Here is a 19,798-nt window from a genome sequence, read left to right as displayed (position 1 = left end):
CGCTAACTTTGCAACAGTGCCAGCGTGACCAACACCACCATGCTGCTTTATCCGGGGGTGATGATCAGCCGTACCCGTTCGCGCGGCGGTCTGATGCCGACCTGGGGTGATTCCCAGCGTTATTCCATCGATTACTCCAGCACCGCTTGGGGCTCGGATGTGGAGTTTATCGTGATGCAGGCGCAAAACGCCTGGATCCGCACGTTATATGACCGCCACCGTTTTGTGGCCCGTGGCAACCTGGGGTGGATCGAAACAGACGATTTTAACCGCGTACCGCCAGATTTGCGCTTCTTCGCCGGGGGGGATCGCAGCATCCGCGGCTATAAATACAAATCTATCGCGCCGAAGGATGATGACGGTAAGCTGATCGGCGCCTCGAAAATGGCCACCGGATCGCTGGAATATCAATACAACGTGACGGGTAAATGGTGGGGCGCGGTCTTTGTCGATAGCGGTGAGGCCGTGAGCGATATCCGCCGCAGTGATTTCAAAACCGGTACCGGCGTCGGGGTGCGCTGGCAATCACCGGTTGGCCCGATCAAATTCGATCTGGCCGTTCCGGTCGGCGATAAAGACGAGCACGGATTACAGTTTTACATCGGTTTGGGGCCTGAATTATGAGTTTATGGAAGAAGATAAGCCTCGGCGTACTGGTGTTTATCCTGTTAGTGCTGGGGACGGTTATTTTTCTCGTCGGGACGACGAGCGGGTTACACCTGCTGTTTAAGGCCGCCAACCGTTGGGTTCCGGGACTGGAAATCGGCCAGGTGATCGGCGGCTGGCGTGATTTATCGCTGAAAAACATTCGTTACGATCAGCCGGGTATCGCGGTGAATGCCGGAGAGTTCCATCTGGCGGTAAAACTGGGCTGCCTGCGTGACAGTAGCCTGTGCGTGAACGATATCTCGCTAAAAGATATCAATGTGGTCATCGATACCAAAAAGATGCCACCTGCCGCGCCGGTGAAAGAAGAGGATAACGGGCCGTTAAACCTTTTCACGCCGTACCCCATTACGTTAAGCCGCGTAGCCCTCAATAACGTCAATATTAATATTGATGACACGACCGTCTCCGTCATGAACTTCTCCTCTGCCCTGAACTGGGAAGAGAAGAACCTGACCCTGAAACCCACCTCGCTGAGCGGCCTGCTAATTGCCCTGCCGAAAGTAGCGAAGGTGGCGCAGGAACAGGTGGTGGAGCCGAAGGTTGAGAATCCGAAACCGGATGAACTGCCGCTGGGCGAATCCCTTAAGCAACTCTTCGCCAAACCGCTGCTGCCGCAGATGACGGATGTGCATCTGCCGCTCAATCTCAATATTGAAGAATTTCACGGTGAGCAGCTTCGCTTAACCGGTGACACCGATATCACGGTCAGCAATATGCTGCTCAAAGTGAGCAGCATTGACGGCAATATGAAGCTTGATGCGTTCGATATCGATTCAAATCAGGGCACGCTTAATGCCACGGGCACGGCGACATTGCGGGATAACTGGCCGGTGGATATCACCCTCAACAGCACCCTGAATGTCGATCCGATGAAAGGCGAGAAAGTGAAGCTCAAAGTCGGCGGCGAGGTGCGCAAACAACTGGAGTTTGGCGTCAACCTGTCCGGCCCGGTGGATATTGTTCTACGTGGGCAAACACAGCTTGCCGAGGCGGGGCTGCCGCTCAATCTGGACATCACCAGCGAGCAGCTCTACTGGCCGTTTACCGGTGAAAAACAGTATCAGGCCGACGACCTTAAGCTCAAGCTGACCGGTAAAATGACTGACTACACACTGTCGTTCCGCACGGCGGTAAAGGGCCAGGACGTACCACCAGCCACCATCACTCTGGACGGTAAAGGTAACGAGCAGCAAATCAGCATCGACAAGCTGAGCGTCGCCGCGCTGGAAGGGAAAACCGAACTCAAAGCCTTGCTCGACTGGCAGCAGGCGATTAGCTGGCGCGGAGAGTTAACGCTGGACGGTATCAACACCGCAAAAACCTTCCCGGACTGGCCTGCAAAACTGAACGGGCTGGCGAAAATGCGCGGCAGTCTCTACGGCGGAACCTGGCAGCTTGATATCCCGGAGCTGAAACTCGCCGGGAACGTGAAACAAAATAAAGTCAGCGTTGACGGGCAGCTTAAAGGCAACAGCTATATGCAGTGGACCATTCCGGGGCTACATCTGGAACTGGGACGCAACAAAGCCGATGTCAAAGGCGAGCTGGGAGTAAAAGATCTTAACCTGGATGCCAACATCGACGCGCCAGGTCTGGATAACGCACTGCCAGGGCTGGGCGGTACGGCTAAAGGGCTGGTGAATATTCGCGGTACGGTGGATGCGCCACAGGTAATGGCGGATATCACCGCCAGCAATCTGCGCTGGCAAGCGCTGCGTGTGGCCCGTGTCCTGGTGAAAGGGGATGTGAAATCGACCGATCAGCTTGCCGGTACGATGAATGTGCGGGTTGAACGCCTCTCTCAGCCTGGGGTGAATATCAGCCTGGCAACGCTTGCTGCCAAAGGCAGTGAAAAGCAGCACGAACTTGAGTTGCGGGTGCAGGGTGAGCCGGTCGCCGGGCAGTTAAAACTGGCCGGGAGTTTTGATCGCAACGAACAGCGCTGGAAGGGCACCCTTAGCGATACACGCTTCACCACGCCCGTCGGGCTAGTTGCCCTGAACCGTGAAATCGCGCTGGATTACCGCAATCAGGAACAGAAGATCAGTATTGGGCCACACTGCTGGACCAACCCGAATGCGGAGCTTTGCGTGCCGCAGACGATCGATGCCGGGGCGCAGGGGCGTGCGGTGGTCAATCTGAACCGCTTCGACCTGGCGATGCTGAAACCCTTTATGCCGGATACCACCCAGGCCAGCGGCACATTCAGCGGTAAGGCTGATGTCTCGTGGGATGCCACCAAAGAAGGCTTGCCGCAGGGTGAAGTGACGCTATCCGGGCGTAACGTCAAAGTGACCCAGGTAGTGAACGATGCACCGCTGCCGGTCGCTTTCGAAACACTGAACCTTAACGCGAAGTTGCAGAATAATCGTGCGGATTTAGGCTGGCTGATCCGTCTGACCAATAACGGACAGTTTGACGGGCAGGTGCAGGTCACCGATCCCCAGGGGCGACGTAACCTTGGCGGTAACGTCAATATCCGCAATTTCTCGCTGGCGATGGCTAACGCCATCTTTACGCGCGGCGAGAAAGCGGCGGGTACGCTGAACGCTAACTTACGGCTCGGCGGGAATCTGCAAAGCCCGCAGTTGTTCGGGCAGATGCAGCTCAACGGTGTGGATGTGGAAGGTAACTTCATGCCGTTCGATATGCAGCCCAGCCAACTGGCAATGAACTTCAATGGCAAGGCCAAGAGCTTTCTCACGCAGGCCAAGAAGATCGCCTGGCAGCAGAGCAACATTGCGTCGCGATCCTCGGCATCATCGTCGCAGCGCGCCCGGTCGCAGTCATCGGCGAAGAGCGGCAAGGCATCACGGACGAGCGGTTGGCCGGGCCTGAAACGCGGACGCGGTGCGGCATTCGTGCGCGCCCGCACGCTCTCAGGCGGATGGAAGCATAGCAGTCCCGGTCGGCGCCGCGTCGTCGTCAAAACCCGCTACGTCCAGGGCGCGGGAAAGAACGGCAAATCCGCCGCCCATCTTCGCTACATCCAGCGCGACGGCACCTCGCGCGACGGCGAGCGCGGCCAGCTCTATTCGGCGACCGAAGACCGCGCCGACGGCGCTGCCTTCATCGAGCGCGGCGCGGACGATCGCCACCAGTTCCGCTTCATCGTTTCGCCCGAGGACGGCGCGGACCTTTCGGACCTCACCGCCTATACCCGCGACCTCATGGCCCAGGTCGAAACCGATCTCGGCACCCAGCTCGATTGGGTCGCGGTCAATCACCACAACACCGGCCATCCCCATGTCCATGTCATCATGCGCGGCACGGACGAGCTGGGTGAAAACCTTGTCATCAACGGCGACTATCTCGCCAACGGCATCCGCGAGCGGGCGAGCGATCTTACGACGCTCGAACTCGGCCCCGTCACCGAGATCGAGCAGAGCCGCAAGCTCTCGGCCGAGATCGGTCAGGACCGCTTCACCCGCATCGACCGCGCCATGACCGAGGAAGCGGAGGACCGCTTCCTCGACCTGCGTCATGAGCCGGCCGATCATCGCCGCCAGTTCGACCGCACGCTGCGCCTGCGCCGTCTCGGCAAGCTGGAGAAGATGGGCCTCGCCACCGAGCGTGCAACCGGCGTCTGGGAATTGAGCGAGCGGATGGAACAGGTGCTGCGCGAGTTGGGTGAACGCGGCGACATCATCCGCAATATGGACAAGGCGCTCAAGGCCGACGGGCTGGAGCGAGATCCGATGACCTTCCAGATTCATGACGTTGCGCCGGAAGTCCCGATCACCGGCCGCGTCCTCGACAAATATCTGACCGACGAGCTTGGCGAGAACCTGACCATCGTGGTCGATGGTATCGACGGGCGCACGCACCATGTCGCAGGCATCGACGCCGCCCGCATCGAGGACGCCCGGATCGGCAGCGTCATCGAGATCGGCCCGGCCGAGACAGCGAGCCGTCCATCCGACCGCACCATCGCCAGCATCTCCGAGGGCGGCATTTATCGGCCGAGCCGCCATCGCGAACAGGCGAGGTTCGAAGGCCGTGTTCCGGGGGGGGGGCGACTATGAGGGCTACGTCGATGCTCATGTGCGCCGGCTCGAAGCTTTGCGCCGCCCCGGAATCGTCGAGCGGATCGACGTCGACCAGTGGCGCATCCCCGAAGATCTCGAGAGCCGCGCCGCAGCCTTCGATGCCGGCCGCAACCGGCAGGCCAGCATCCGCGTCCTATCCATCTTCAATCTGGAAAACCAGATCGGCGCGGAAGGATCGACCTGGCTCGATCGGCGGCTGCTTGCGAGTGACGCATCGGATCTCGCACCGGCCGGATTCGGTCATGAGGTGCGCGAGGCGATGGACCGCCGCCGTGAGCATCATATCGAGCAGGGCGACGCCACACGCCAGCAGGACGGCCGAGTCTCCTATCGGAGCAACCTTCTCGCCACCCTGCGCGAGCGCGAAGTTGCCCATGCAGGCGCTGAGATGGCAGCGAACAAGACGCTGCCGTTTCGGGTGGCAACGGACGGCGAGACCGTTAGCGGCAGGTTCACCGGGACCGTGCAACTATCGAGCGGCAAGTTCGCCGTCGTGGAAAAGAGCCACGAGTTCACGCTTGTCCCCTGGCGGCCGGTCATCGACCGCCAGCTCGGCCGCGAGGTTATGGGCATCGTGCAGGGCGGATCGGTGTCGTGGATGTTAGGGCGTCAGAGGGGTCTCGCTATTTAGGTATTGCCCTGAACAGCACACTCCGGTTTAATAGGCGGATTGATCATATCTGTAAAAAATGTTGAGAAAAACGCCGATGAAGCCGCGATTTACCCGAGAAGCTGTAATTTCTGCCATTACGCGCGATTTCGATAGACCCTCGGAATGCAGACCCATTACCGAAGGTGAAGAGTCGCAGGCCTTCGCCATTTGTGTTGGAAGCGAGGACTTCGTGCTGCGCGTGAACCGCACTGCAGCTGGATTTCACAAAGACGCCTTCTGCCATAGCCGTTTCGCCTCCCGCGATCTCCCGATCCCTGAGGTCGTCGCAATAGGCGAGATTGAAGACCATACGTGGTGCGTATCGCGGCGAGCACTAGGCGTCACGTTACAGGACTTAGCCATCGAGACTCTGCCCACAGTGGTCGGCCCAGTCTCGCAGGTCATGTCGGCCATGGCTGAGGCGATACTTGATGGAACCGAGGGCTTCGGCCCGTTCGATCCGAGCGGCATCGGACGGCACGCAAGCTGGCAGGACTTCATAGCTGCCATCACTGACGAAGCGCATTACGATTGGAAGCGGATCGAGGCCGTTGTGGATCGTCGGCAGATCGATGGATATTTTCGCTTGCTTAGCGAATTCATGCCACGGTGCGCCGATGTTCGCCGGCTCGTACATGGCGATTTTGGTTCCAATAACGTATTGACAGACCAGGGGCGTATCACCGCTGTAATCGATTGGAGCGAAGCCCTATTCGGCGATCCGATCTATGACGTGGCCAACATTTTCTTCTGGCGCCCCTGGCTTGCCTGCATGGAGGCGCAAGCGCGCCACATCGAGACGCGACACCCTGAGTTCCTGCAAAACGCTGAGGCCCTGCGCTGTTACCAGCTCCACATTGGGCTTGTTCAGATCTTCGAGAGTGCAAAAGCAGGGGATGCCGCAGATCTCGCGTGGGCGATGGCGCGCTGTGAGGAGATTGCCACGCAGGATGAGAAAGTGAGAAGCGCTTCGACGGGCTGCCAAGAAACTTGATCGCAGCCTCCCATCGTTTGGTCACGGACTGGAGTATTGGCTGGACCAGCACAAAACTGGGAAGGGCTATGCGACTGCTGCCCTACGGGCATTGATTGGACATGCGAAAAATGCGCTGACGGCATCTGATCTCTATGCGGGCGTCACGCACGGGAATGCGCGAAGCGTGGCTTTGCTCGCGCGTGCGGGCTTCTCTCCTGTCGCTGATTTCGAGAAGTATACTCGCTATCATCTGCCACTCATCAGCTAACGGGAGCAATGCGGCGTCGCGGAAATCTTAGTTTTGCGACAAGATCGCCGGGCCGTCCGCAATAGGCATTCAAGGATCCTCATATGCATGCCGATCAGTTGGACTGAAAGGCCGCAGCGCAATCTCGTGAATGCAAACACGAATGTGCAAATTCGCCCGTCCGCAAAATGGTTGCCGCCGCACCTGCGTTGGTAATGAAGCGGATGAACAAGATCAGGATTTCATTGCCGGTGCGGGCTGCAGTTCTGTGATGGCACGCAGCAACTCGCGAACCGCAGCATCTACTGATTGGCCATTCTGCCCGGTGATCAGTCGGCCATCTCTCACGACTTTAGAGGAATAGTCCGGCCCACACTCGAACAGAGCTCCAAGCTTCCGAAATTCGGTTTCGAGCAGATAGGGAACGATCGAGGCGACGCCGTTAGCCTCTTCTTCGGAGTTGGGCGGGCAGCATAACCGCATACCTTTGGTCAGCGGCGTTCCATCTGGTTTTTTAGCGCCGATCAGGCCAGCCTGACCGTGACAGATGGCACAGAGAATCGCGCCATTCTCGTAGGCGGCGCTTACAAATGCGGCGACCTGTTCTGATTGTGCCAGATCCCACATTGTGCCAAAGCCGCCTGGAAACACGGTGACAGCGTAATCATGAGCTTTGAGCTGATGAACAGCGAGTGTGGCATTGATTTTGCGTTGCTCGACATCGGATCGAAGAAATCTGTCCGTGTCGGCCGATTTCTCTTCGTCGGATATGCCGTGTGGATCGAATGGAGCTGCCCCGCCTTTTGGTGACGCGATATCCACGTCAAAGCCAGCATCTGTCAGCGCCCAGTATGGAGCGCTCATTTCATTAAACCAAAACCCGCTTATACGGCCTGTATCTCCAAGGTCGGCATGAGAGGTCACGATAATGACAGCTTTTGAATTCATCCTCGGTTTCCTGTTTCGACTTTTCTTTAGTAGCCATTTTCCTTAGCCCTGTAGCCTAAGAAAACGGGGGCGTTGGCGAGGTCGCGCTCAACGCTTTCCAAGTATCATCCAGGTCTATGTGCTGTTGTCAGCGGTCGCTCCAGGAGTGCCACGACGGTTGCAGCGAACAGGGCGAGCAGCGCGACGCTCAGCATCATGGCCAATAGGGCATGGGTGTCTGCCTCGGGCAGGAGAATTCCAGCAATAGAAACAATGACCGCGCCGCCGCCCATTTGCATGGCTGCCGCCAAGCCGGCTGCCGTGCCGGAAAGATCGCTATGCAATGACATTGCGCCCATATTCGCCAGCGGTAAGGTCAAGCCGTTCCCAATGCCAATGAACATGCACGGCAGGAAGAAGGCCGGGGCATCCGTGTTTCCCATCGTGGTCAGCATCAGCCCCACCAGCAATCCGGCACAGGTCAAAGCCCGCGCGGCGATCAAAGCGGTTCCTCGTGGGAATCTGGAAGCAAAGCGCCCTGTCAAATAGCTGCCGAAGATGAACCCCGTCGGGACGAGCCCCATATACAGCCCCAGAACGGCACTCGAGCCGCCGATGACCAGGGGGGCTCCCACCAGGAAAATGTAGAGCGTGGCCGTTGAAAAGGCCATGCAGGCTGCATAGGCCCAAAACCGCACTGACCCCAAAAGCAGCGCATAAGATTTGAGATAGCTGCGCTCGCGCCAAGTGAGCGAGGGCGCGGTTTCCCCGAGCGCTCTCAGCGACAGTAGAAGCATTGCCGTTCCGCAGAGAGCAAGGGTGATGAAGATCGCGCGCCATCCCAGGAACTGATCGAGTGCCCCGCCAACGGTAGGGCCGAGCATCGGAGCCAGCGCCCATGCCATTGCGGCGTATCCCATTCGGCTCGCGCCGTCGCGATCGCTTGATGTTTCCTTGATTCCGACAAGCGCAACAGAAAAGCAGGCAGCAATGGCGGCCTGCAGTGCTCGGAAGAACAGGAAGGTCATGATATTGGCAGACGCTGCACAGCCAATAGAGGCGAGAATGAAGATTGCCATGGAGACCAGCGCAACGGGCCGTCTCCCGTACCGATCTGAAATCGCGCCCGAGATGAGTTCAACCAGAGCGGTGACAACGGCGTAACCCGCAACAGCGAGGCTTATCACCGCAGGATCGGAAAGCAGTTCCACCGCCATTGTAGGCAGTGCAGGCGCTATCAAGTTGACTGGCACCACCGACAGAGCTGAGAGCAAAACAAAAATGGCAAAGCGCGACGCGGACTCCGGCGACTGAGTGGCGCGAGTTGGGCTCGACCGAGGTGACGCTTCGCAAGTCATGACTGATATCGCTTCGATTGAAATGAGGATGCCGTTAGCAGCAGGAAAAGTCCGGGCACAAGGAGCGGCCCCGCGTTCCTGAAGTTCACCGTGAGATGCTGAACCGCCGTCTTGCCTAGCCGCGCGACAGAAAAATACGCTGCGCCCATTCCAGAATTTCCAATCGGCGCACAGCCGTGGGCTTGATCACTCGCGGCATTCAGCGTCTCCATGACATCAAACGACCATCGGTCGGTATGTTAGACTACTGGTCTCTTTAAAACAACCGTGGGCTAGGTAGATGAATGCCCCTTGAAATCAGACCGTCAGTCTGTATGATAGACCACCAGTCTAGATATGAGCAGCGGAGAATCTCTATTGGGGCATTCACTATCACCGCCCTCAAATGGGGGTGACGCTATGCTGCATATCGACTGACCTCACGGGCGATATCCGACCACGCCGTATTCCTGCCGCCGGGTTTGCCTGGGAGCATCTCCGTCGCAATGACGAATGCAGGCACGATTTCCAAGCTACTGTCCAGGCCGGAGGACTTAGGACGGACCGCGATCTGCAGGCTATCAATCGGCCTGCTCAATGTAGGTAGAAAGCATGAATCATACAGGCGAAATACTCATCCTGACGGGCACTCCTGGTTCCGGTAAAACCACGACGGCGCAGACTCTCGCCGGAGAGCCCGGATCGTCGAAGGTCCACCTTCATTCCGACGACTTCTGGCATTTCATCAAGAATGGAGCGATCCAACCCTATCTGCCGGAAGCGCATGACCAGAACACCGTTGTTCTCGACGTGCTCGCGCAGGCCGCCGAAGGCTATGCCAGGGGCGGCTATTTTGTCATCGTGGATGGGATTGTCGGACCGTGGTTCCTCGCTCCATTCAAGAAAATCCCGGTGCCTGTTCACTACGTCGTTCTCCGCCCAGCTCTCGACGTGGCCATTCGGCGCTGCCAGGAGCGAGGCGGCAACACGTTGACGGATCCTGGGCCAATTACGGAACTCCACAAGCAACTCTCATCGCTCGGTCAGCTTGAAAGGCATGCCCTGCCGATAGATGCGTATACTCGGGAGGAAACCCTTGCCGCGGTCATCCAGGCTGTACGAAGCGGAACGTATCTCCTGACGGAATGAGACAGAAGAAAGTGTAGTGAGTGGCACGCATTTGCGGGTCACGTGAAGTCCTAAGTTCAATGATGGCTGAGACATTTGAGACAAGCTTCCGCCTCAGAGACCCTCGATCGCCGTCTGTTGATGTTCAACAGATGTGGCCCTGTCACATGATTACGGCCTGATTTACGAGCTGCCCGAACTCGCTGTTCTGCACAAGCGACGCTCGCGAATCGGCAGCAATCCCGCGGAAAGGATACTCGTTGACGACACTGCATCTGATGGTTGGACTACCGGACTCTGGCAAAACAACGCGGGCGAAGAAACTCGAAAGGTCGGTGCCCGCTGTTCGGCTGACGCCGGATGAGTCGCATCTTCGGTCAAGATCTGGACGATCCCGAGCACGACACAAGGCACCGTGCCATAGAAGGACTGTTCTGGGAGATAGCCGAGCGCATACTCGTACAGGGCGTCGATATTGTATTGCACTTTGGTTCCTGGTCTCGGACTGAGCGCGACGAGTTTCGCAGGCGTGCTGTGCAATCGAAAGCCAACACTGTCATTCATTATGTGCCGACGCCCGTCGAAGAGATCTTAACCCGGTTGGCGGCCCGGAATGCGGCGCTTCCGGCCACAGCTTTCCGCATCTCTGAGGAGATGATTTTAGAATGGGTGCAGGTGTTTGAGCCACCTACGGATGATGAACTCGCTGCATCGGTAACTTAGGGGCTGGCTGCCACCTTCTGCAACCTTGCCTGCAAGGTTGAACGGATGTCCCGCTAACCTGAGAGTACGACCACGCGGCGATTCCGTCAGAAGAAGTAACAATTGAACCACCGTCTTGTCGGTTCCGTGCGCGAGGCAGACCCAGTGCAAAGTGACAGAGCCAAATTTACATCTGGTTCGACGATGCAACATGTTGTCGTCATGTCGATAACAAGTGCTGCAGGGGCTCTCGCGGTCTTCCTTGTCGATGCTCTAAGCCTCTTCTACATTTCGATGCTAGAGATAGAGGAATTCACAGCCGCAGTGGGATTTGCATCGGCGGTCCAGTTTTTCGCCACCTCCCTCTCAATTGGTCTCTCGGTTGCGACGACGGCAATGGTCTCCCAAGCCTTGGGTCGCGGAAGCCAAGAAGAAGCTGCAGAGGCAGGGGGCGTGTCAATGACACTGAGCGTCTTGCCTGCAATCCTCATAACGATTCTGTCCTTGCTCAAACTGGATTATATCCTCGCGCTCCTTGGCGCTTCTGGAAACACCAGCAGGTTCGCTGGGGACTTTCTGACAATCACGCTCGCTTCAACACCGATCACAGTGCTCGGCATGTGCGCGACGGGAATTATACGTGCTGCAGGCGACGTCCGTCGTGCCACGAAGGCGAAGATCTGGTCATGCTTGATTGCGGCGGTTGTCGACCCACTCATGATTTTCGGCATGAATTGCGGGCTTGAGGGAGCTGCCATCGCCACCGTCATCTCTCGCGCTGCGCTGCTTCTGCTCGCGGCTCATGGAGCCATACGGGTTCACAAGCTGGTTGCACCGCCCTCCTTCGAAATGTCGGTTCGCCTTCTGCGCCAGTTTCTTGGAGTTTCGGTGCCTGCGAGTGTCGCGCAACTCGCCACCCCGATCAGCAGCGCATACATGACCCATACAATGGCGCGGTTCGGGGATGGAGCAGTTGCTGGCTGGGCGATTATCGGGCGGTTGATACCGATCGCCTTTGGAGCTCTTTTCGCAATCGGGGGAGCGGTGTCTCCGATCGTCGGTCAGAACTACGGCGCCCAACGGAGAGACAGGATACGCTCTACGGTACGGAGCGCGCTGTCCCTGAGTGCCTTGTACGTCGCACTCGTATGGTTGATTATAGCGCTTTGCGCCGAACAACTGGCGGCCTTTTTCAGTGCGGAAGGCACCGCTCGGAAATTAGTTATTTTCTACTGCCGTTTCGCAGCAGTGTTCTTCTTCTTCAACGGCGCACTGTTCATCACAACCGCGGCGTTTTCCAGTATGAAACGCGCGGGAATGGCCATGCTCCTCAGCTGGCTTGCATCGACGGTTGGTGTAGTCGTTCCAGTGACGCTAGGTGCTCATCATTATGACGCAGAAGGCGCTATCCTTGGATGGGCAGTCGGTAGCGCATTGTCGGGAATCGCTGCGATCTATGCCTTGCAGCGCCTGATAAAGGTCGAGTATCCGTCCGCTGGTGCGCAGGACTCATGGGGTGATCAATGAAGACGAGGAGGTCAGTATCACTCTGCAGTCGCAGCCCATCAGAGACCGCTGACCCGCACAGATACACGGTTCGCCGTCCGGTACAGAATTTGTTCCTGGTCCTGCGTGGTATCGCTGCGGATTAGCCGAGCGTCGCTCGGTGAAGGTGCGAGTATGGTCGGGTGGACTTGGCAAACGCCGCCATCACCATTACCCCGCCCCTCACGGACAGATTCCAGGGTATGCCGTGTTAGGTTTCACAATTCTATGTAGAACTTATCGTACTCGGTGTTCGTCCTGATATCGTTCGCGACACAGTCCGTAGAATTGAAGGCAATCGAATGAAGAGCGTATGCGTCTTGTTTGATTTGGACGGGACACTGGTTGACAGCGAGGCAATATGTAATCAAGCGCTTCTGGACCTGCTACCCGATTTGAACAAGCCCATTGGAGATTTGATAAAATACTATCGAGGAAAAAAGCTGTCCGTGATCTTCAATGAAATTGAAGCGTCTATAGGTCGAAGGCTTCCGGTAGATTTTGAACAAGCTTATAGATCACGCGTTTCAGAGCTTTTCGCCATTGACCTTGAACCGATTCCTGGTGTCGTAGCTATGCTCGACAGTTTGCCGCTCCCTAAGTGTGTAGTATCGAACGGCCCGGCTCACAAGATTCACCAGGCCTTGAAAAGGACCGGGATAGACGGACACTTCATCGGTCGTGTATTCAGCGCCTATGATGTCGGGCTTTGGAAGCCTGATCCTGGTCTTCTCTTACACGCAGCGAGAATGATAGGAGCTGCGCCGAACAGGTGTGCGGTTGTCGAAGACAGCGAGGTTGGTATCGAGGCCGCACTGCAAGCTGGAATGAAGGCTTTCCACTATGTCCCAGACAAAGACGCGGCATGCCACAAAGGCTCTGTACCTTTCTTCGAGATGTCTCAATTAAACGAACTTCTCAAGCAATCACTTCAATGAAATAGACTCCGTCGACTAGGCGTGGGGTCAAGCTCTGCCGACTATCTCGTCTCGGCCTAGCAATCTGCTTCATCGGCGTGGCCCACAAATCATGAAAACAGTCTGTGATATATCTAACCAGAGGCTGGGACTTTCCAGCGGTTGGATTCCTTCAGGGAGCTGACCTCAACGAGCAGTGGTCGCGGCTAGCGCCACAGAAACTGCGATTACCAATCCCGACATGACAGACATCTCCTCCTCTTGCCCGATCAGCTCACAGACACAAGCCGATCTAGGATCTTTCTGTCCGCAGTAGAAAATTGCGGCAGATCCTGTCCGGATGCTACTCGGCGATGGGGCTACCGAACCTCGCCACGCAATGCCACACGCGCTTGAGAGACTGTGGGGCGGCTTTATTAAATCGTAGGGCCAGGCCGATCTTGGCCTGACCCCATTAGGTGGCCCGGTTTCAGTCTTAATGTATGATCGGCTTTTCGGCCATGGCCTGGGCAGATGGCGGTGTCGATCCGGGCGGCGGCGCAGGCCAGATGGTGGCCTGCGGTGCCGGCGGTTTATATCCGAGCGATGAGTGCGGCCGCTCGGTGTTGTAGTAGCGTCGCCAAGCTTCGATGATGACCTTTGCCTCGGCGAGGCTATAGAAGATTTCACCGTTGAGCAGTTCGTCGCGAAGCTTCGAGTTGAAGCTCTCGCAGTAGCCGTTCTCCCATGGGCTTCCTGGTTCGATGAATGCGGTCTTCGCACCGACAGCAGCAATCCACTCCCGCACGGCCTTGGCGATGAACTCCGGGCCGTTGTCGGAACGAACATGACCCGGCACGCCGCGCAGGATGAACAGGTCCGACAAGACATCAATGACGTCGGTGGAGTTGAGCTTGCGATCGATGCGGATTGCCAGGCATTCCCGGGTGAACTCGTCGATGATGTTGAGCATGCGGAATTTCCTGCCATTGTGGGTGCGGCCCTCGACGAAGTCATAGGACCAGACATGGTTGGGGTGCTCCGGTCGAAGCCGGATGCACGATCCGTTATTCAGCCAGAGACGTCCTCTTTTCGGTTGCTTCTGGGGAACCTTAAGCCCCTCCCGCCGCCAGATGCGCTCGACGCGCTTGGCATTCACCGTCCAGCCTTCGCACCGCAGCATCGCGGTGATCCTGCGATAGCCATAACGGCCATAGCGGGAAGCGAGCCGGATGATGTCGGCGGTCAATGCCTCTTCATCTGGCCTGCCTCCAGGCCTCTTGCGCTGGGTCGAACGGTGCTGGCCCAGAACCTTGCAGGCGAAGCGCTCCGAGACGGAGAACTTCGCCATGACATGGTCAATGCATCGGCGGCGGCGGGAAGGGCTCAGAAGTTTCCCGAGGCAGCCTCCTTCAAAATCAGTTTCTCGAGCGTCAGGTCCGACACCGCCTTGCGAAGCCGCTCGTTCTCTTTCTCAAGGTCCTTCAGCCGCTTTACCTGGTCACCCTTCAGGCCACCGAACTCCTTGCGCCAGCGGTAATAGGTGAACTGCGTCACGCCGATCAAACGAACCGCTTCGCCAACAGATCGGCCCTGAGACAACAGAACATCGACCTGGCGCAGCTTTGCGACAATCTCTTCGGGCTTGTGCTTCTTCTGGGGCATTCCAACGTCCTCTCAAATGGCTCAATAGCCTAATTCAGGGAGGACCACTTTTCAGGGGGGCAGACCAGGATGCCATTCGAGAGCAAAGGGCAGTGTCGCTGCCACCGCTTCTATGGGTGTGTTGCGGTAGCACGAATCCAGGACCATGGCCTCCACGTCCTCCGCCAGGATCAGCGGGCCATGCACGTGGGCTTCGATGTAGCTGTCCAGCACGTCCATCGCAGCTCGCCCCTTTTCTGCCAGGGCAATGAGGCTCATGCGGTCGGCTACACCGAAATCAACCGGATCTAGGTAGCTATCAGGATAGCAGAACGTGGTGCGAGCCAGAACGTGGGGGCGCAGCCGCAGGTGTGAAGAGCCAAAACGCGGCGAACCGCCTGTCACACTTCTGAGATAGTTCAGAGCTCCGTATTTTGGGCGCAGGTTTGGGGCCACGTTATCATAGGCAGTGCCGAACATCTCGCTTTCCCACCGCCAACGGTCGCCGCTAGGGTGAGCTGTCATGCCGCCATTGCTCGTGCCGGTTTCGAACTGCGAGCGATAGATTCCCTCCTGTGCGAGAGCCTCAATCATCAACCGGCCCCGATGCAGGATATCGGGATGGAAGTTCAGGGTGACCGGCAATCCCGTGGGAACTGGAGAGCCTTCTGATCGGCTGCGAACATGACTGATCGCTTTGTCCACGCATGGATGATGCTTGCAGCTGCTGTTCGATACACCTGCCATATCTGTGAAGCTGCTCTTGGAGCTTGCTGAGCGGAGCGCTTCAGCCCGGTTTTTCAGGTGGAGGCAAGCCTTGACGTCACCCATAGACAGGCTTTCGTGAAATCGATGATCCGGAACGTCTCTGAATAGCATGAAGCTGAAGTTGACCAAGCGTCAGGAAATGGGAAGGGCCGGCGTCCAGACGGATGCTCCTAGAGAGAGCTTTCGATCCTTTGCGGTCATTCCGGTCTTGTGTGCTCATTCCGTGCGGTCGTCGGTTGTCCAGCCGCGGCGGTCCACAGCACTCGAAGGCGTTCGTCCGGGTTTCTCAGGATGGAGCATGGCTTGGAGTCCGGCGAGCTGGTAAGTCCAGAAGGCAGCGAAAGCCGCTCGGATCCCGTCGCGGTTCTCGAAGTTTTCGAGGATATCGGCAATCATATCAATTGTGTTGGTGAAGAGTCGAACGAGCACGAAGCGAACCTCAGGAGAAGCCGTCTCGCCATGGCTCTGACGCTCAAGGAAGCGCAATGAAAGGCGCTCCATCTCACGGATCAGGACATCGCGGATGTGGTCAAAACGTGTACCATCGGCACCACGCAAAAGAATGAGAACGGCCAGCCGATGCTCGATCCAGAAGGAGAGCAATTCTTGGGCGGGCCGCGATTGATCCGCCTGCCCCGAACTCCAATTTTCGCGGATTGCCAGTTCGCGGATGCGAGCACGCACAAGGCGCAGTAGGCGAGAAGCAATAGTCGGTGTCACAAGGGCGTTTAGCAATCCCTCCTTGTTAGGAAAATACTTGTAGATATTGCTGGTCGTGACATGCGCACCTTGCGCCACCTCGGCGAGCGTGGCCGCCCCATAACCCTTCTCGGCAAAAACGTGGGCGGCGGACCTTAGGATGTTCTGGCGAACATCGTCTTTAAGCCGTTGCGGCATACAAGCGATCCATAAGGGAACCGAACCGGGGCTGCCAAGGCAGCGCTTCTTCCAGTTGCAGGGCCAGGGAGAACAGCAGGGCATCGTTCCCAGTTGCCGCGCTGAAGTGGCTGCCCAGCGGCAAACCGGCGTGCGTCCAATATAGCGGCATCGACATCGCCGGCCATCCGGCGAGCGATGCCGGAAATGTGTAACTCGCCACTCTCACGATAAAAGCGTTGAGCTCTTCCACGTCTTTGTCCGGTGTATATCTGCCAAGTTCGAATGCCGGAAAGCCGACCGTCGGGCAGAGCAGGACATCAAAACCCGCCATGGTTCCTTTAGCGACCGCCGCCGCGGACGAAAGCGTTTCGAGGGCCCTGATGCAAGCTTCCTGCGGCATGGCTCGAGCTCGCTTTGCCAATTCGCGTGTGTAGGGCTCGAGGTTATCCTCGTTATAGGCGCTGCCCAGCATGCTGCGGAAGAATTCCAGCCCGCCCGCAACCATGCTTGCCGAAAGGGTGAAGAAAGCTTCACTTGCCGCCTTCGTGTCTATTGGGGGCGAACTTATTTCGACGACCGAATGTCCCAGCGCCTCGCATGTCCGCATGGCCAGCTCGAGGCCGGCCGCAGCATCAGGATCAGGGGCATTGCCGAAACCATCGTTGCGATAGACGCCGATCCTAAACGGCCTTCGGTTGGCCCGAAGCTCATCAAGCGACGGCATGTGCTGATGGTTGTCTTGTCGCTCCGTCGCCTGAAGCCAAGCGAGGCTGTCGCGTACTGAGCGACTGACGCAATGTTCGCTGAGGAACTGCACGCTCGGACTACTCTCGGGCAGGCCATTGGATTGGGTACGTCCTCGACTTGGTTTGAAGCCGAAGAGCCCGCAAAATGAGGACGGGCCACGGATCGAGCCGCCACCGTCGGATGCATGCGCGATCGGCACCATGCCAGATGCGACCGCGGCAACGGCGCCACCAGACGACCCGCCTGACGAGAGGCTCAAATTCCATGGATTGCGCACGGGTTTGCCGCCGACGGGCTCGGTTGTGCCCAGGAGAGCGAATTCAGAGGTCGCACTTTTTCCCAGCACGACAAGACCTGCCGCATCCAGTGCGTCCGTATAGGGGGAGCCGCTCGGCATGGGAAACTGCGGCAGGAATCTCCCACCCATTCCGAGCGGAAGCCCTGGATAGGGTAGGACATCCTTGATCAGTGTGGGCACGCCACCAAACAATGCGTCCTTGGAGACCACGCGGGCACGGCGACGGGCTTGGTCAAAGTCAAACGATACCACCGCGTTGAGAAGCGGGTTTAGGCGTTCGATACGTTCGATAGCGGCATCGGTCAGTTCCAAGGCCGAGACTTCTCCTGTGCGCACCAACTCGACCTGGGCACAAGCATCCAGACTGGCAAGTGACGTGGCTGAAACTGACATATCGGCTCCGTGAACTTGATCCCTAAAAGAGAATAGCTGATTCTTTTTTCAATTCAAGGACGCAGGAAGCTTGCCGTAAACTCCGGTCTGCTAGGTCTTGAACTCGTCGAGAGCGGCGCCGAGGCAGAGCGGGATCACCGAGGGATCGAAATGGCGGCCCTTGAACATTCTACATCACCGGAGCTTGCTAGAGGCATCGACTGAACTGAGTTACCGATGCATTTGCTACAGTTCCTGCTGTGCCGCAGACTTGACACTGCCTGAGATCTCACCAAAATCTCGGCCATGGTCGAGAAGGACACCCATATTGTCGCCCGGTTGGCCGGCATCCCCAAGGCGGGGTGCCGGGATGTCGACCACGCAAGCTGAACACGCGGATCGCCAACCCTGGCCTCGCCCCTCGTGGACGAGGTCTTTCGGCTTGGAAACGTGCCTCGTCCTCCATTCCCTATGGAGCTAAACATGGCACAGAATATCTACGACAATCCCAACTTCTTTGCTGGCTACAGCCAGTTGCCGCGACAGGTTCACGGGCTTGACGGTGCGCCCGAATGGCCGGCAATCCGGGCGATGCTGCCTGCGCTCACGGGCAAGCGCGTGGCCGATTTAGGGTGCGGCTTCGGTTGGGCATCGCGCTGGATGCGCGCGCAAGGTGCGGTCTCGGTGCTTGGCCTCGATCTGTCGCAGAACATGATTGCCCGCGCTAAAGCCGATACCTCGGACCCCGCCATCGAATATCAGATCGCAGATCTCGAGACGCTGGAACTGCCTGAGGCCGCTTTCGACGTCGTCTACAGCGCTCTGACGTTCCACTATGTCAAAGACTTCCGGCGCCTCACGCGTATGATTCATAAGACGCTCGTTCCCGGCGGAGATCTGGTCTTTACGGCCGAGCATCCGATTTTCATGGCTGCGGCGCATCCGCATTGGATCATCGATGAAGACGGCCGCAAGACCTGGCCGGTTAATGGCTACTCACTTGAGGGCGAGCGCCGCACGGATTGGTTCGCCAAGGGCGTGCTGAAGTATCACCGGAGCCTCGGCACCACCCTCAATACGCTGATTGATGCTGGTTTCGGATTGCGGAGGATCGAGGAGTTCGCCCCGACGCGCGAACAGATTGAGCGCTCGCCTGAACTGGCCGAAGAGCTGGAGCGGCCAATGATGCTCCTGGTCTCGGCTCGGAAGATAGAAACACGCTAGGCGTCAAGCCGCCCGTGCCACATAACACGGGCGGCTAGCGGATTGACTGTCACTTTGACATCTACGGCGGTCTAGCTTTCAGACAGTCATCAAAAGATGGCCGGCGCGTCGGAGCGCGCTGCTACAAATCGGACTTCATGCGACGCCGCACAAATCTTTATCTCGTCTCCAAGCGACCATTCTGCCGCTCGCGCCGCCATCGCTGCGGGAACGGCTTCTGACCCTGGGCCGGCCGGAACGTCGTAGGTTGCATGCGCGTCGTGCGGCAGCAAAACGCCGTAACCATGCTCCATGGCTGCCCGCGCTGTAGCAGCAAGGCACATATCCGAGAGCATTCCGCACATCGCGACTGTTCGTATGCCGAGGCCTGTAAGGATAGTGTGCAGATCAGTTCCGTCGAACCCGTTATCATTCTTTTTCCGTACGATCTTCTCGTGTGGTCGCGGAGGAAAGAAGAGTGCCCACCCCGGTTGGAACGGCTCATCGGTGGCACCGACAGGACCATCGTTTTGGAGGAAGATCACAGGCGCGTTGGCGAGCCTAGCCTGAGTAAGTAATAGCTCAATCGCAGAAATGAGCATTTTATGTCCTGGAACAGCCTCCGGACCTGATACGAAGGCATTCTGCACATCGACTACGATCAGGGCGTCAACCGTATTCATCGAGATCGGGACGTAATTCTGCATTGGCCTCATAACTTCACGATCGAGAAAAGATAGATCTTGGTTATGACTTCAG

Annotated in this window: 17 protein-coding genes and 1 pseudogene; 11 read left to right on the top strand and 7 right to left on the bottom strand. The window is 57.7% G+C overall.

All coding sequences use genetic code 11. The features are described from left to right. Positions 1–21: 21 nt before the first annotated feature. The 5 genes and pseudogenes from JTY93_RS27955 to JTY93_RS30225 form a co-directional block, all read left to right on the top strand. A pseudogene (locus JTY93_RS27955) lies at positions 22–624 on the top strand (autotransporter assembly complex protein TamA); the annotation flags it as partial. Continuing rightward, positions 621–4,694 carry an autotransporter assembly complex protein TamB gene (tamB, locus tag JTY93_RS27950; RefSeq protein ID WP_275899801.1) on the top strand — a complete coding sequence of 1,358 codons (4,074 nt, stop codon included), beginning with the start codon at positions 621–623 and terminating at the stop codon, positions 4,692–4,694. The pseudogene JTY93_RS27955 and the gene tamB, both read left to right, overlap by 4 nt. Beyond that, on the top strand, positions 4,669–5,349 hold the full coding sequence (locus JTY93_RS29705) for a DUF3363 domain-containing protein (RefSeq protein WP_275899800.1): 681 nt from the start codon (positions 4,669–4,671) through the stop codon (positions 5,347–5,349). Before tamB ends, JTY93_RS29705 begins: the two co-directional genes overlap by 26 nt. A 76-nt stretch (positions 5,350–5,425) precedes the next feature. After that, entirely contained in the window at positions 5,426–6,364 is a 939-nt protein-coding gene (locus JTY93_RS27940) for a phosphotransferase family protein (protein ID WP_205477430.1), read from the top strand. A gap of 28 nt (positions 6,365–6,392) precedes the next feature. Beyond that, complete coding sequence (locus JTY93_RS30225) at positions 6,393–6,614, top strand: GNAT family N-acetyltransferase (protein ID WP_077884331.1); 222 nt, start codon at positions 6,393–6,395, stop codon at positions 6,612–6,614. Between the two features lie 213 nt (positions 6,615–6,827). Here JTY93_RS30225 and JTY93_RS27930 read toward each other — a convergent pair whose 3' ends face one another. Next, positions 6,828–7,541, bottom strand: coding sequence for a type 1 glutamine amidotransferase domain-containing protein (locus tag JTY93_RS27930; RefSeq protein WP_064560583.1), 714 nt, complete (start codon positions 7,539–7,541; stop codon positions 6,828–6,830). A gap of 104 nt (positions 7,542–7,645) precedes the next feature. Further along, the gene (locus JTY93_RS27925) at positions 7,646–8,878 is read right to left on the bottom strand and encodes an MFS transporter (protein ID WP_064560585.1); all 1,233 of its coding nucleotides are present in this window, start codon (positions 8,876–8,878) and stop codon (positions 7,646–7,648) included. Positions 8,879–9,263: 385 nt separating this feature from the next. Here JTY93_RS27925 and JTY93_RS30220 point away from each other — a divergent pair, with 385 nt between their 5' ends. From JTY93_RS30220 to JTY93_RS27905, 5 genes are all read left to right on the top strand, one after another. Further along, complete coding sequence (locus tag JTY93_RS30220; protein WP_219815863.1) at positions 9,264–9,464, top strand: transcriptional regulator domain-containing protein; 201 nt, start codon at positions 9,264–9,266, stop codon at positions 9,462–9,464. 5 nt (positions 9,465–9,469) lie between these two features. After that, the gene (locus JTY93_RS27920) at positions 9,470–10,006 is read left to right on the top strand and encodes an AAA family ATPase (protein WP_097438428.1); all 537 of its coding nucleotides are present in this window, start codon (positions 9,470–9,472) and stop codon (positions 10,004–10,006) included. Between the two features lie 339 nt (positions 10,007–10,345). Further along, a complete protein-coding gene (locus JTY93_RS27915; protein ID WP_201792552.1) occupies positions 10,346–10,708 on the top strand; it encodes a P-loop nucleotide/nucleoside kinase family protein in 363 nt (120 codons plus the stop codon). Between the two features lie 102 nt (positions 10,709–10,810). Further along, on the top strand, positions 10,811–12,214 hold the full coding sequence (locus tag JTY93_RS27910) for an MATE family efflux transporter (protein ID WP_141092627.1): 1,404 nt from the start codon (positions 10,811–10,813) through the stop codon (positions 12,212–12,214). A gap of 338 nt (positions 12,215–12,552) precedes the next feature. Then, the gene (locus JTY93_RS27905; RefSeq protein WP_240357309.1) at positions 12,553–13,170 is read left to right on the top strand and encodes an HAD-IA family hydrolase; all 618 of its coding nucleotides are present in this window, start codon (positions 12,553–12,555) and stop codon (positions 13,168–13,170) included. A gap of 454 nt (positions 13,171–13,624) precedes the next feature. Here the strand turns inward: JTY93_RS27905 and JTY93_RS27900 are convergent. The 4 genes from JTY93_RS27900 to JTY93_RS27885 form a co-directional block, all read right to left on the bottom strand. Continuing rightward, positions 13,625–14,793, bottom strand: a protein-coding gene (locus tag JTY93_RS27900; RefSeq protein ID WP_089551198.1) for an IS3 family transposase whose coding sequence is annotated in 2 segments (ribosomal slippage) — positions 13,625–14,529 and positions 14,529–14,793 — 1,170 coding nt in all. Because the reading frame shifts where the segments join, the coding sequence is not laid out codon by codon here. A 51-nt stretch (positions 14,794–14,844) separates the two neighbouring features. After that, entirely contained in the window at positions 14,845–15,603 is a 759-nt protein-coding gene (locus JTY93_RS27895; RefSeq protein ID WP_201792542.1) for a DUF3626 domain-containing protein, read from the bottom strand. A 153-nt stretch (positions 15,604–15,756) separates the two neighbouring features. Next, entirely contained in the window at positions 15,757–16,437 is a 681-nt protein-coding gene (locus tag JTY93_RS27890; protein WP_089551199.1) for a TetR/AcrR family transcriptional regulator, read from the bottom strand. Beyond that, positions 16,421–17,776 (bottom strand): amidase, encoded by a 1,356-nt coding sequence (locus JTY93_RS27885; RefSeq protein ID WP_205477431.1) that lies wholly within the window; start codon positions 17,774–17,776, stop codon positions 16,421–16,423. Before JTY93_RS27885 ends, JTY93_RS27890 begins: the two co-directional genes overlap by 17 nt. A gap of 543 nt (positions 17,777–18,319) precedes the next feature. Between JTY93_RS27885 and JTY93_RS27880 the strand changes: the two genes are divergently transcribed. Next, on the top strand, positions 18,320–19,060 hold the full coding sequence (locus JTY93_RS27880) for a class I SAM-dependent methyltransferase (RefSeq protein WP_089519107.1): 741 nt from the start codon (positions 18,320–18,322) through the stop codon (positions 19,058–19,060). An 89-nt stretch (positions 19,061–19,149) separates the two neighbouring features. On the opposite strand, the gene JTY93_RS27875 is transcribed toward JTY93_RS27880, so the two are convergent. Beyond that, complete coding sequence (locus tag JTY93_RS27875) at positions 19,150–19,746, bottom strand: isochorismatase family protein (RefSeq protein WP_201792543.1); 597 nt, start codon at positions 19,744–19,746, stop codon at positions 19,150–19,152. Positions 19,747–19,798: the final 52 nt, after the last annotated feature.

This window comes from Pseudomonas hygromyciniae, assembly GCF_016925675.1.
In the GTDB taxonomy this organism is placed as follows: domain Bacteria; phylum Pseudomonadota; class Gammaproteobacteria; order Pseudomonadales; family Pseudomonadaceae; genus Aquipseudomonas; species Aquipseudomonas hygromyciniae.
This window is presented reverse-complemented; position numbering and strand designations above follow the sequence as displayed.

What these genes read in the sequence shown, in the direction of transcription:
- tamB (WP_275899801.1), top strand. Translation starts at nt 621, where the DNA reads ATGAGTTTATGGAAGAAGATAAGCCTCGGCGTACTGGTGTTTATCCTG.
- JTY93_RS27940 (WP_205477430.1), top strand. Translation starts at nt 5,426, where the DNA reads ATGAAGCCGCGATTTACCCGAGAAGCTGTAATTTCTGCCATTACGCGC.
- JTY93_RS27930 (WP_064560583.1), bottom strand. Translation starts at nt 7,541, where the DNA reads ATGAATTCAAAAGCTGTCATTATCGTGACCTCTCATGCCGACCTTGGA.
- JTY93_RS27925 (WP_064560585.1), bottom strand. Translation starts at nt 8,878, where the DNA reads ATGACTTGCGAAGCGTCACCTCGGTCGAGCCCAACTCGCGCCACTCAG.
- JTY93_RS30220 (WP_219815863.1), top strand. Translation starts at nt 9,264, where the DNA reads ATGGGGGTGACGCTATGCTGCATATCGACTGACCTCACGGGCGATATC.
- JTY93_RS27920 (WP_097438428.1), top strand. Translation starts at nt 9,470, where the DNA reads ATGAATCATACAGGCGAAATACTCATCCTGACGGGCACTCCTGGTTCC.
- JTY93_RS27915 (WP_201792552.1), top strand. Translation starts at nt 10,346, where the DNA reads ATGAGTCGCATCTTCGGTCAAGATCTGGACGATCCCGAGCACGACACA.
- JTY93_RS27895 (WP_201792542.1), bottom strand. Translation starts at nt 15,603, where the DNA reads ATGGGTGACGTCAAGGCTTGCCTCCACCTGAAAAACCGGGCTGAAGCG.
- JTY93_RS27890 (WP_089551199.1), bottom strand. Translation starts at nt 16,437, where the DNA reads ATGCCGCAACGGCTTAAAGACGATGTTCGCCAGAACATCCTAAGGTCC.
- JTY93_RS27880 (WP_089519107.1), top strand. Translation starts at nt 18,320, where the DNA reads ATGGCACAGAATATCTACGACAATCCCAACTTCTTTGCTGGCTACAGC.
- JTY93_RS27875 (WP_201792543.1), bottom strand. Translation starts at nt 19,746, where the DNA reads ATGCAGAATTACGTCCCGATCTCGATGAATACGGTTGACGCCCTGATC.